We start from the raw sequence: 15598 nt of genomic DNA, 5'->3' as shown, positions 1-15598 counted from the left end.
TTAATTTTCTCTATCAATGCCTTTCGGCCTATCCATCTTTATACTACAATTCACTTGGGGCATTATATATTATCTATATAGTGTAAAGTGACCCGTAAACTCTCTATTATCTACATCATTAAGAATTATTGTATACCAATAATCTCCTGATGGTAATTGTTTTCCTTGATAGTAACCATCCCATCCTGTTTGATCACCTTTAAACTCACCAAGCATTCTACCATATCTATCAAATACCATTACTTCCATATTTTCAAAATAGAATGGATCATTTGGATCCGGGCTAATTTGCCTTGGATACCAAAAACGCGTTTCTGTTGTAGTATTAGGTGCGTCTGGTGTGAAATAATTCGGGATACGAATATTAATGTACGTTAAGTTCTGTACTACCAGAGACTCACAACCATCGGCATCTACTACTTGCAGGACATAATTAGCTGTTTCGCGTATCGAAAAGATATTCTCTTCAATGCTAGTAAAATCACTTTGCTCTAATGCTTCTAAGGCAACTCCTAGCTCTTCTTCTGTCAATTCATTATCAAGCATGGCAAAAGCAAATGCATAGAATGGTTCATTCTCAAATGGCCTTCCTCCTGATACCGTAATCTCATATTCATTAGGATCTTGAGGGTTATTAGTCATTATCGCTACTGGTGTTGATAAAGGTTCATATTCATTAACTTCTATGGTATCAACCGTTTGTATACATGCCTGATACTCCATAATCCCTTCATACTCTCCTGGTGCTACTTCAAAAATTCCGGTTAAATTGGTATTGTTTGTAGGGTTAGGAGTTCCGTTAATACCATTCAATGTATAAATGATATCTAATCGCTCAGAAGCTTCTATAATATTAAACTCTACAAAATATTGCACCCCTTGTATCAACTCTGGAGCAGTCGGGTTTGTATAATCATAAATAGGACACTCTAATCGCTCTTCTAGCTCTGCACCTAGATCTACTCCTGGCTCAATATCAATATTAAAGGCTCCCTCACAATCTGCACTGTTCTGAGAATCTCTAACAAATAATGTGGTAGTTCCTCCTGGTAAGTTCTCTATAAACAAAGGTCCAGAACCAATTAATGCCTGATAATTCGTACCATCAATACTCCAATAGTAACTTGGATCTACTAATGGATCATCAGGTGCTAATCCTCCTGTAAAAGAGATCGTTGCTGTACCATCCTCATCACCTAAACAGGTTTCTGGAGTGGTAGCATCTATAGAAGCCAGAATACCATCTGGTTCTATAATAATAATATCAACTGCTTCTACAGGACATCCTTTAAAATCTTCTACCTCTACTCTATAGGTTCCTTCTGGTAACTCTATAAATGTATGCTCACCGAGTAAGCCATCTGCATCATCCTCTATAAAGGTATATACGGCCTCATCAAGTTCGTTATATAACGAATAGAAATATGAAGACATACTACCAGCAACATTTTGGTTTCCTCCTATTGCAGTAACGCGTATGCTACCATCGGTTTCTCCACTACATGAGATAGGGAATTCCTCAATTGTTATTTCTAATTCTAAGGGTTGTGTGATATCAAATACTTGTACATCATCTACACAATCTCCACTGCTTGTCGTATACGTATAATTTCCCGCTAATAAGTTACCAAAGAAACTTTCTGCTTGAGGTCCAATAGGTCCTACTGCATTTCCTAAATAATCTGTACCCGAAACTGTATACATATAGTTTCCTAATCCACCTATAGCAAGAGAGTTTATAGAACCCGTTGCCTCATTAAAACAAACAATTGTTGTATTGCTTGTGTCTAAAGTAACGACAAACGGATTTGGTGGTCTAGCTTGTATTGTATTAGAAGGCATTGATTCACACAAATTACCATCTCTTGTGTAGAATGAATAATCACCCATTACAGTAAGTGGGAATGTATCACTTGCTTGCCAAGTAATTGTTACTCCATTGTCATCACTTATACCATACTCATAGTCACCAGGTACGGCTCCTATTCCACCTCCTGCAGTTACTACAACTTCATTAGGGTTTACTGTAAGACAGCTATCTACTGTATTAGGTGCAATTGCCACTGTTACTTCTGGTGGTGTATCGATAACCACAGGATCTTGGAATGCCTCACATGCTAAGTTATCAGAAACTGTAACAACATAATTACCCGGTTGAAGATCATTCCATGTAAAGCTATCTGTACCATTATTTACAGCAGCAGATTGCGTACCATCAGGAAGAGTTAAAGCAAAGAAATACGTGCCAATACCTTGACCTCCTGTTGCGGTAGCAGTAATTGTACCATCTTGACTATCCGAACATAATAAGGTTAAAGGCGCTATTGCATTTAATCCCAATGCCGTTGGTGGCTGAATATTAAATGGTAAGCTTGGCATCTCACACCCATTGGCATCTCTAACACGTACCACATAATCTATTCCGGCAGGTGCAATACCTGCATCTAATTCTGTGAAAATTGTATTGCTACCATTGGTCGCAAAATCATATACTGTACCTCCAGTATTAGTAATCACGCCTCCTATAGTATTTTCTAATTGATACGTATAAGGCGTAGTTCCTCCCAGAGCAACTACTTCTATAGAAGCATCATCTCCCGGATTACATGTTTCATCTTGTATTTGACTAACAGCAACGATAATTGCGCTTGGTGTTGCTATCCCTATAATATTACTATCAGCATCACACAATGGTGCTTGTGTAGCGGTTACTCTAACAAATACGTTTATACCATCTAACCCTCCTATAACTAAGGGGCCAGAAGCCACATCAGATGAACCTGTAATACCTGTAGACAAACCTGTATCAGAATTGATAACATCATAATCATAATTACCTGGAGTTACTGGAGCTACTGGGTAACCAGTAACTGTCAATCGTACAGAACCGTCTAAAGCACCAAAACAAGAAACATCACTTACAAGCTCTAAAGAAGCCTCAATCGTATCATATTCTAAAATCTCATGAGTCACTATTTCGGTACATCCAGTATTATCATCTGTAATTCTAAATGTATAAATACCCACATCTAATCCTGTCAGGGTAAAATCTGCGAAAAGAACCGTAGCAGCAGGATCAACAGTATCAAATACATTATACCCTCCTAAACCATCTGGTTCTACTCTTTCGAATAAGAAATCTCCCGAACCATCTTCTATTGATATTCTCACCACCTCGTCAGTAGGAGCACAATCAATAGGAGTCACCGTGGTTGCCGCTGGATTATTCATAATCTCAAACGCTGGAACAACAACATTATAATTGGCAACAATACAGTTTCTATCATCAGTTACCGTAACGACATATGTTCCTGCCACCGGTGCTGTAAAATCATATTGAACATCTGCAAGAACAAGGTCTGCATCTACAATGTCTGTATCAGAACCAGACGAAGATAATCCTACATAGGACACATCATAAGGAGGAGTTCCTCCGGCAATGGTTAGTGTAACCACTGGGAACACTGAATCATTGTTGGTATCACAACCATATGTTGTTTGATCATCTGTTACACTTAATGCGGCTGTTGGTCCGGCTACATTAATAGGTTCTAGGGTTACAGCACATCCCTTGTCTGAGGTTATCACTACTTCATAATCCCCTGCTGGGATAGGTGCAATACTATCGTCAAAAAGAGGGTCTGTTTGAGGTCCAGCAACTAATGCTCCTGTTACACCTACAGTAGGATCATACACAAATAGTGTATATGAATATGGAGGATTATCATCTGCTGCTGCATCTAGACTTATTAAGATAGTTCCGTCAGTATCTCCAAAACAACTAACAGGTGTGGTAGCTGCAGAAGGAATAGGGTCCACATACGTTGGTACTGTTATATCAAAAGTTGCGGTACAACCTGGTGCTGCTGCAATTGAATTATCCGTTGCCTCAACGGTATAATCTCCTGGGAAAATACCATCTGTTCCTGCGACTGTACTACTAAAAGTAATTTGATCTGCTCCTGGTCCAGGAGTTTGGGTAACACCAGGTATTGTAATACCCGAAACGGCATTAACTAAATCAAAACTAAAGTTTCCTGGGTTGACCGTAATATCAGAACCTCCACTTATGGTGGCTATTATAGTAGCATCATTATCACGACAGGTTGGGTCTGTAAATGTAGCCGTTACACTTAATTCTGGATATACATCAATCGTTTGTGATGCCGATGGACAACCATTCTCGTCATATACAGTAACCGTGTATGTACCTGGACCTGTTACTATAAATTGATGTGTATTATTATCTACGCTACCTGCAACTGGTACATCCGTTCCTAATTGATATGTTAGTTCTCCTGTGCTTCCTGGTGCAGTTACATTACTTGTTGCTGTTACGGTAAACTCATACGTATTATCAAAGTTACATGCATCATCTACAAAAGGAGGTATTGGATCTAATGTAGGTGCAGGATCAACGTCTGGTATGGTAATAGCCAATGGCGTAATACATAAATTGGCATCTCTTACAAAAACAACCCAATTTAAACTAGTAGCTGGATCTAAGCTAAACTCATTGGTCAATGGGAACGTAGCTGGATCTGCCATTGGTAATACTCCAGCCACTGCTTGGTATTCATAAGGTCCAACTCCACCTCCTGCTGTTACCGAAACATCAGAAAGAAGATCATTACAATTAGGGGTACTAGCACTATTTGATATAAGTGTTAATGCCGTAGGTTCTGAAACATTTACTGTATTAGAAACCTCATCACAGAATGGAGTATCTAGTGCCTCTACATTAACTTCATAGTTTCCTGCAGTTATTCCAGAAATAGTAATCGGATTTGTTGCTGTATTTGCTAAAGTACTTGTAATTTCTGCCACGCCTGTTACTGCATCGACTACCTCATAATTATAAGCGCCAGTATATCCTGTAACATTTAATTCTATTTCTCCTGTTGCATCACCATTACAAGAAACACTTGTTACTTCTGTTGCGGTAACTGCAATTGTATCAAAAATTCCTATGCTATAAGGAGCCGTATTAATGGTACACCCTGTATCCAGATCAGTAATCATAAAGGTGTAATCTCCAGTTGCGTTTATTGTAAAGGTTGCGCTTGTTGTTCCAGAAGCATCTTCTGCAATTGTTTGCGTATCTGTTCCTAACGGTAATAAATCGAATTGATAGCCAGACGTGTTTCCTGTTACTCTAGTAACTGATACAATAACTGTTTCTGGGTTATCACATGAAATTACCCCTGCATTAGTAGCTCCAACATCTCTTACAACTGTTGGATTGCTCATAATTGGATAAGGGTCTATTGTCACTGTTGGTAAAGCATTCGAACAATTGTTATCATCAATAATTGTGAAATCATACGCTCCTACTTCATCTGCTACAATTTGCACTCCTGCCAACAATGCATTAGTATCAATGGTTGCTGGATCTTGATTTGTAACTGTAACACTAGGTCCAGTATATGAAATTCTATATGGTGGTGTTCCGTCAGCAAAATTATCCAGTGTAATTACTGGGAATACCGCCGCATTATCCGTATCACAAGCGTACTCTGTAGTCGTTATTGCTGCCGTTGGATCTGTAGCTGAGTCTATATCTATCCCTTCTACCGTTCCAACACACCCAAGAACAGATCGCACCAATATACCATACGTGTTTGGTGCAAGTCCTGTAAACAATGGGTCGTCAGTTTGTGCATATTGAAAAGTTCCTGTTCCTGTAGCTCCAAGCCATAATTCATAACTATATGGAGGGTCATCATCAGCAGCTCCATCTAACTGTACCAGTATGGTTCCATCATTAGCACCTACACAGGTTTCTGGAGTTGGGAAATCAGTCGCCACACTTACAATAGGATCTACAGGTATATCTCTAGTAACATCATCTGTTACTGTACATGAACTAATAGCGTCTGTTACTGATATCGTATAGGTTCCTGCAGAAATTCCTGTAAAAATATTTTCAGTTCCAAGGAGACCATTTTGACTAATAGGTCCTACTACAAATCCACCACTATCAGTTCCGTTTAAAACGAAAGTAAAGTTACTAGGATTTGCCGCAAAGGTAGAAGAACCACCTCCTATGGTAACTGTAATTTCACCATCGGCGTCTCTACAAGTAGGTTCAGTAGTAAAATTAGCATCGACTAATAGTTCTTCATACACAGTAATCGTTGCTGTATCAAAACAGCCGTTAGGATCTCGAACGGTAAGTGTATAAGTTCCCGGAGCAGTAACAATATATTCGTGGCTACCACCATCATCAACAAAACTAACGCCATCACTACTGTATGACAATTGACCCGTTCCTGTTGCAGTAACTGTAAATCTATACTCATTATCATATACACATGGGTCATCTACAAGGGTCGGTACTGCCGTAAATACAGGGTCAGGAATTGATGAAACTGTTACATCAAATGGTCCTATTACACAATTACTTGCATCCCTAATATAAATATCCCAATCGGTATTTGTGGTATGATCTAAATCTAGAACATTACTAGAAACATAAGCTCCAGAATTAGGGTCTCCGTCTTCTACCGCAACATATTGATAAGGAGAAGTTCCTCCTGTTACGAATACAGTACCCTGTGCTGGTGCATTACAGTTACCTAATGTGGTATCAGTTCTATCATACGTCAAAGGTGTTCCTGGTTCTGTAATTTCGAACTCAATAGCAGCATTACACTGATCACCAACAAGTGCATCTGTTTCTTCAACTCTAAATAAGTACGTACCAGGATTAAAGCTATCTACTGTTCCGGCTCCCGTCCCGGCAGCAAGCACTGTTTGGGGGTTACCCGCAGAAAAAGTATAACTTCCTGTTATAGGTGTAGCTAAATCATCTGTTCTATAAATACTATATGTTAGTTCTGTTCCTTGATACCCGGTAATACTATAAGCTATTTCTCCATCGTCTGCTCCTACACATGTAATATTAGTTTCTGTAATTGCAATATTAATTGTAGATGGATTGCCTGGTGGTGTTACGGTTTGAATATCTGTACATCCAGAAGCAACATCTAGTACTTCAAAGGTAAATGGAGTATCAAAAGGTAAACCTGTTACAAGATGGTCTCTTGGTGGTAAATTCACAGGTGCAAATACTCCCGAAGGATATTCACGTATTTGGAAGCCAAGCGACCCATTACCTCCTGAAATATTTATTGACAAATCAACACCTGCCGCACAAACACCTGCTGTAAATGAAGGTGTAATTACGAAAATTGGTGTTGTAGAAATTGATTCATTGAAATCATAGGTACAATTATTGGCATCTACAACTCTATAAATATAATCACCAAAAGCCAGATCATCAAAACCAATCGTTGATCCAGAAGCTACACTTGTAGCTGGATTCGAAGAAGTTGTCGTTGCCAAACTACTGTCTGCGGCATTTAATAAACTTATCGTATAAGGAGGTGTAGCTCCGGTAATATTTACATATTCTATAAGACCTGGTGTAGTTGCTCCAGTAGTGGAATCGCAACTAATATCATCAACGTTTCGTGTTCCAACAATAATATTTGGATTTGTTAAAGTAACACTAAAGGTTTCACTACATCCTTTGTCATCTGTTACAGTATAATTATATATTCCTGCACTTAATCCTCCATATACAGTTTGAGCACTATCTCCCAGACCATTAAAATTAATTAAATAAGGTGCCGTACCAACTGTAGTGTCTACCGTAATTTCTACCGAACCATTAGTATCACCATTACAAATCGGATCTGTTCCGACTGCAGATGCCACTGGGTCAGGGTTATCAGTTACCGTAATTACTGCAGATTCTGCAGTACAAGATTCACTATCAGTGACTCTAAATTGATAAGTTCCAGCTGCACTAGCGCTAAACGGGAATGCTCCCGCATATGCAACATATCCAGCACCATCTATATCTACCTCAAAAGTATTGGTGCCATTACCACCTGTGGTAGTTACATCAATAGTGGCATTTGGACTTGCACTACAATCTAAGTCTTTTGTCAATGTCGCACTAATTGTCAACTGTGGTTCAATATCAAAAGTAACAGCGTTCGATATACATCCGTTACTATCTGAAACCGTCACACTGTATGATCCCGGTGTAAGGTTTGGTATTGTAAATGTAGGAGTAGTAGCCACCGGTACCCCTGCTGCTCCATCTACACTATAAGTAAATGGTGCAATACCACCGCTTGTAATATCAATTTCTATACTTGCTAGATCTGTGGTGTCATAACACAAATCTCCACCCGTACCTAAAGCGATTGTTGGTGGTAAATCTTCTGCAACATCAACATTTTGTGTTACCTCACATGCGGCTGCAGAGTTTCCATCCCTTACAGCGACTATATAATTATTTGGTGCTACACCTGGTGCCAAAGCAGTAAATACATTACTACTTTGATATGTGGTAATTGGTGTTCCCAAATTATCTCTCAGTTCGTATTCGTAACCCCCGTTTCCTCCTGCCGCTGTAACTGTAATAGTACCATTATTAGCACCACAATTAGAATTTACGACAACTGTACCAAAACTTAATATGTCAGGGTCTGTAATTACTATGGTTAAATTATCTACACAGTTTGTTGTATCATCAGTTACTTCTATATCATAGGATCCGTCTCCCAGACCTGTTATAGGCTCGGGAACTGTATTAAGTCCAGTTCCTGTAACAGATCCGACTATCGTTCCTCCTGTTACTTCATAGCTATATGTTGTAGAAGTCAAATCAATTCCGGTTACAGTAAATGATAAAGCAGCATCCGTATCACCATTACAAGTAGGTTCTGCAGTCACTGTTCCATTTACAGCTATTTGATCAATTGCATCTATAGTATAGTCTTCGGTATATACACAACCATCTGTAGTTGTTCTTGCCTCAAATGTATACGTATCACCAGCTGGTAAACTACTAAATACATTAGATGCTTGCCATGTAACAGCAGATGCTGCTGGTGCGGTAATTTGATACTCAAAACTACTAGCTCCATTAGTTCCCGAAGCAGTCAATGTTACATCAGCTGTTTGTGCAGGACATTGTACTTGTGTTTGAACAAATGCTATATCCGTTACTTCTTGTAAAGGATCTATTGTTAACGATCCTAAATTAACAGGACATGCACCTGTATCAGTATCTTGTATATAGACTGTATAGGTTCCATCGGTTAATCCTGTAAATACTCCTGTAACATTTGTAAAATCTACCCCATCAATACTGTATTCATACGAACCATTTCCGTTGGCTGGTGAAGAAACCGTAATTGTTCCTAATTGAGGTGTCGCACTAGATCCTGTTGTAAGATCGCATCTATATTCTTGTGTTACGGCAATTGATGCCGTTAAAGCTGTTGGTGCAGTAATGGTTGCCGAAAGAGTAGGTGTCAAAGGACATCCGTCTCCATCCGTTATATCTATTGTATGGTTGCCAACACTAACATTATTAAAGACGTTTGTTAAGGAACTCGTTGGTCCTACAACCTCTGTTCCTCCATCCAAATCATAAATAAATGGACCTTCTCCCGCAGTGATAGTTACCAAAATAGAACCATCTTCTGAAGGACAAACAGGATCCGTTTCGACGGCATTCGCAGCCAAAGCAACATACGTATTAACGTCGATATCTGCAGAAGTTGCGGTACATCCTAATCCATCTGTAACAACAATTTGATAGGTTCCTGCGGCAGGAATTGATGCTGGTGATGTAACACCTGTTTGACCAGCAGTACCTGTAACATTAAAAGTATAACTACTATCCCCTCCAGAAGCTGAAAACTCAATCGTTGCATCTCCATTACAATCTAAATCCTTTGTCAAATTAGCCGTAATAGTTAATTCCTCATTAATGTCAAAAGTAATATCAGCAGAGGTACACAAGGTCACAGTATTGGTGACCGAAACGGTATGTGTTCCCGGGGTAAGTCCCGGAATTTCAAATGTATCTACCGGTAACGTTACCGGTAATGTAAAATCTACTGCTACAGGCGCATTGCCATCAAGACTATAGGTGTATGCATCGACTATAGGTGAAACAGCTCCAGTTATTGTAATCCACTGTGTTGCCTGATCTGTAGTATCATAACAAGGATCTCCCCCTGTTGCCGTTACAATTACAGGTACAGTAGTAGCACCTACCGGAACAGTTTGTGTAACTTCACAAGCCGTTGTATCGTTACCATCTCTAACAGCAACAATATATGTTGCAGCCGCAAGAGGGCTAAACGAATTTCCTGATTGATATGCTGTAATTACTAAACCTCCTGCATCTCTTAATTCATACTCGTAACCACCATTTCCTCCTGATGCATTAATCGTTATTATACCCGTATCTGCACCACAATCCGCATCATCTACCACTGGTGTAAAAGAAAGTGTGGAAGGTTCAGTGATCTCTACTGTAGTGGTATCGGTACAATTTCCTGATGCCAAACTTGTATCTGTAACCGTAATGGTATAGGTATCTGCACCTAATGGTGTCGCAACCGATCCTGTAATAGTTACTGGGTTGGTTGTATTACCAGTTGCACTGGCAATAAGAGTACCTCCCGAGCTTTCGACAGTATAATCAAAAGTAGTACTATTTGCTACGGTAAATGTAAGTACTCCATCTATATCTCCATTACAAGTAACGGGTGAGTCCTGAGTGGCACTGGTAATCTCAATCTCAGACGCTAATGGTCCAGAGAAAGTACCTGTATTGGTACACTCAGTATCACTTCTTCTGGCAGTAACGGTATATGCTACCCCATTAGTAAACGTATATGCTGTAACATTACTAAATGCTGTTGGTCCACCAGAAGCGGCAGCTCCACTAGCTGGATCTGGGGTTATACTAAACTCATATTCTTCTGGTGCAATAAGTGCTGGTAATGCAGAAAGCGTTACATCTACTGTTTGATTTGTACAATCCTGAGTTCCTGGTGTAATTGTTACACTATCCACCTCTAACAAAGGATCAATTGTAACCGAGAAGTTTTCTACACAATCCGATGTTCCTGAATTTCTTATATAAATTGTATATGTGCCATCTGTTGCAAAGTCTTCTGTAAATGAAGTTCCAACTACTGCTGTAAAAGGTCCTGTAGCACTTAAGCTCCATTCGTAACTAAGAGATCCTCCATCAATATTTGTAACCGATACAGTTGCATCTGGTGAAGCCGTACAATCTAATATTTTAGTAACATCTACATCTGCTGTAATTACCCCTGGTGAAGTGAATGAAATTGGATCTAAATCTATAGAACATCCCAACCCGTCTTCTACGGTAACAACATACGTATTTGTAGCATCCAAATTATTAAACGTAAATGGATCTGTATTTACTCCTGTGGCGATAGCAGAACCATCCAAAATATAGGTATATGGTCCTTGTCCTGTTAGAACATCGACAAGAATACTAGCGCTATCCCCAGAACATGAAGGCTCTATAGCTGTAGCAGTAGCAGTAATAGGTACATATGGGCTTACATCTACACTACCTGCGAAAATAACACAATTACTATCTAGATCTTCTATATATACAGGATAATTACCTGCAGAATCTGCTATAAACTGATATGTTGTACTTGTAATAGGTTCTAAAACCGTCCCTGAGAAATCCATCGCATCATTAAATGCATAATTACCCGATCCTCCTGTAATTGTTACCTCATAGACCGCTATAAATTCATTATCATCAAAAGGCAATGCGGTTGGATCATAATTAGGATGTGCAGGATCGTTTAACGTAGGATCAGGCTGATATCCCGGATTACATCTCAAATCTGAAATTAATACTGCTGTTGCAGAAAAATCTGCCGAAGCTACAATCTGAACATTAGCAATATCGGTACAAGCGCCATCAGCAGATAATACTTGAATATCATAGGTATCAGGATTAAGACCCGTAAATGTATGACTAGGTAGGGTCGTTGGTCCTTCGGTATCTGTAAATGCAGTTGTAGTACTTGTAATTGTATATGTATAGTTTATCTGAGAATCGGTGACTACAATCTCAATTTCTCCCAAATCATCAGGACAAGTAAGAGTAGTAGGAGTCACCGTAATATCAGCGTCTAAATCAAGTAAAGAAGCGGTATCTTGAAAAACACAGGCTGTTGCCAACCCACCTGTTTGACGCACATTCACTGTATATAAACCTTCTTCTGTAAGTCCTGTAAATACAGCTGATGCCTGATATCCTATTGTAGCTCCAGAAGGGGCTACTAATTGATATTCATATTGATTTGATGAATTTGCAACATGCATTGATCCTCCTGCTCCACATAAAATATCATCAATCACCTCTAATTCTGGGTCAAAGTTATTCTGAAATACATTAAAGTAAAAAGGTATCGTACAGTTACTATCAAAAGTAACATTGATTCTATATTCTCCTGCTTGAGTAACTGTAAAAGTAGGAGCGGTTCCTTCTGTAGTCCATTCACTCTCACAAGCACCCGAATCTATAACTGGCGTTGGACAATTAGGATTACGAGTTACAGACCCACAATCAGAAGGATCTAGACGTTGCCATTCTATACTGGTGGCTGCACTAAACCCAGAGTCAATAGTAAAAGTTGTACCCGATCCACATAAAAATAGTTCTGGTAAGGTTTCTGCTGTAATAGCACAAGTTCTATCTGTACTACCATTTACGTTAGGATTACTGTCTAAATTGGCAGCAATATCAATAATAGGGTTAACAACTGAAGTAAAAGCATCTACCACAAAAGTTTCTATCCCATCCTGACAATCTGCATCTCCTATTTTTGTTACTTGATAGGTTCCGGCATCTGTTACTCCTGTTAAGGTCTGATCATTTCCTAAAATAGTTCCCGGATCGCTAGTCTCTATCCACTCATAAGAAGTATATAATCCTCCCGCTGTAAGATCTAAAGATCCTGTACAAATAAATGCAGGCTGACTTTCTGTAAAACAAATTCCATCGTTGATCAATACATTAGATGTACCCACAACATCAAACTTACATGCATCTTGTTCTAAAATACTTGCTTCCCCATCTCTTTGAAATCCTGATTCTACACCACTATATCTTGAGTAAGCTACATTGTTAATCTGATTAGAACATGCATCTCTCAAATCAGCACAGGTTGCTACAACACTTACTCCAAAACGAACAGTATGTATTCCTCCGTCCTGCACCACTAAATCATCCTCAATAGTGATATCTATTTGTCTACCTGTTCCGTCTACAGTTGCTACTACACCTATATTACTTGTAGTAATAGTTCCTAAGGTAAAATCAACATTATCTGGTAATACATCTGTAATCGTTGCCAGAGGTGTGGTCGCATCATATCCCGTGATGTCCTCATTTCCTTGGTTTTCTATAGTCAATTCATAAAATAATTGATCTGCAAAATTTACTGGGTTACCGGTAATATCAATTCCATTAGTATCATAAACTCGTTTGGTAACCGTTAATTTTGGTTCAATAATTTCTATCTGAAACGAGTTAAAAAATACACTATAGGCATCTCCCGAAGAAGTTGTATAAAAGGTTGCTGAATTCTGGTCATTTCCTATAACTGTATTGCTGGGATTAGGGATATCAAAAATATCAACATCAAATCCTAATGTATTTTCTGAAGCAGGGACTCTATTGGTCACATACTGACCATCGACAGAAATAGAACTATCAAAAAAGTTGTTCGATGGATTGGCAGGATTTGTAAAAATATCTTGAGTTGTTGCATCAGGTCTTTCAATTTGAAAAACATCACCAGTATACGGTTGGTCTCCTTCTAAGGTAGCAATTGCATAACGTGCACGTACAGGTAATGGAGCAGGTAAAGTCGTAAAACCACTATAGGAAAAATCTTTTAGACAGCCAGGATCTGTAATCGTACAAGGTTGATTATTTAAATATCCATTACTCGTACTAATATATTTTGCTGATAAGGTAGGATCTTCATAAGCTACCACGAGTACCCATCCACCAGATATTCCGTTGGTTGTACCATACGCACCACCTGTTGCAGCCCTCATATCTGCAATGGTATAATACCCACTAGGATCTGTTAATCCAGCAATGTAACTAGTTACATCAGCATAACATACATAAGGGATATCAATTGCTGCAACATTAGAAGGGTTATATGTTGTGTTACGATATCCATCGTATATAATTTGCGCCTCAGCATTCGTTATCTCTGTATACGCAAGATCATCTTCATGCTTTAATTTTATAGTCGCAAAATCCGGTCTGTTATCCGGAAATGGTAAATTATCATACTCAACATTACCATCAGAATCACGTTCTACAAAATACGATGCCGCCCAATATAAACCAGCATATGCTACTCTTTCACACCCCGTTGGTAAAACCAGTTCTGCAGAACTAGAACTGAATGTACTGGTATCGCCATCAATATCAATATAATCAAAAACTCTTCCGTTGTTTGAACACCCAAGATTGTAATCATCCTCAGGATCATATATAACACACTGTCTACCTCCACTACCTCCAGGCCTATCACAATCCTGACAATTCGTTCTAAGTCCTTGGTCTAGACCAACAATAGAGTTTCCTATTACCTTAAGTTCTCCATTGATCGTTAGTGTACTATTAGGTACTGGAGCAAATGCTCTTTGTGCCGATAATTGCGAGCCTATCATTAATAAAACTAAAATGATGGCATATTTCAGTCTAAGTTTCATAAGCGATTGTTTTTGGGGTTTATTCATCATCTTTCTTTCCTACATTTTACTGTATCTTCAATATATAAAGATCTCCGTCATATGAATTATTTACATTAGAGAACAGTCCTTGTTTAGCCTCATCAAGGTTATCATATCTCTTTAAATAAACATATATATAGTTATCTTTTGGGTTCCTAAAAGATTGAGGTTCTAATCCTTGTGATCGGAGTTGTTCCATTCCTCTTTCAAAATAGTTTTCTCTTTTAAAAATATTCGTAATCAAATAGTATCCGTTTTCAATATTATGCCCACCTATATAGGATAATGTTTCTGATAGTACAGTATCGTCTTTTACAGTATCCGTTATTAGTTTGGTCTCTTGTAATAACTTCTTGTATGAAGCTACCCTACTTTTGGCAATATGCAATACCCACATATCTCCAAAATATCTATTGTCAATACTACTTGTATATTTCTCTATAGCTTCATTCTTAGTACTGTAACTTTCGATACTAACGTATTGGAATTGGTTTTCTGGATTAATAATAATTTTTGAATCATTAAATCCTAATTCTTTTAATGTACCTGTAAACTTATCTGCGTAGGTACCTCCTTTGAACACATTACCAATCAAATAGTACCCTTCATCATACCCAGGTATAAATTTAGTAGCTATTTGAACCTCTGGTCTAGTGGTCTCTGCAAACTTGACAAACCTATTGTTAGCCGTAAGCCTTTTAGAACTTACAGGATCTGTTTCCTTCTTAGCAGCATCAGCATCAGAATCCATATTAACAAGAGATTCTAGCATTTTACTAAACTCACGTTTATCAACATTTAAACCTGTGGTCAATAACGAATCTCTACGTGCTAATATTTTATTAGAAACTCTACTATTGTTATCTAATTCTTTCTTGATCTCGTCTAATCCTTCTTCTTTTTGCTCAGCAGCTTCTTGCGCTAAACGTTGCTCTTCTGCTAATCGTGCAGCCTCAGCAGCTTC

General features: G+C 38.6%; 1 protein-coding gene and 1 pseudogene. Both read right to left on the bottom strand.

What is annotated here, in order from left to right; translation table 11 throughout:
- Positions 1–69: 69 nt before the first annotated feature.
- On the bottom strand, positions 70–14613 hold the full coding sequence (locus tag DZ60_RS0120515; protein ID WP_025743897.1) for a T9SS type B sorting domain-containing protein: 14544 nt from the start codon (positions 14611–14613) through the stop codon (positions 70–72).
- Positions 14614–14659: 46 nt separating this feature from the next.
- Positions 14660–15598: pseudogene (locus DZ60_RS25350) on the bottom strand (hypothetical protein); the annotation flags it as partial.

This window comes from Aquimarina pacifica (genome assembly GCF_000520955.1).
In the GTDB taxonomy this organism is placed as follows: Bacteria; Bacteroidota; Bacteroidia; order Flavobacteriales; family Flavobacteriaceae; genus Aquimarina; species Aquimarina pacifica.
The sequence above is the reverse complement of the archived record's forward strand: the minus strand, read 5'-3'. Positions and strand labels throughout refer to the sequence as shown.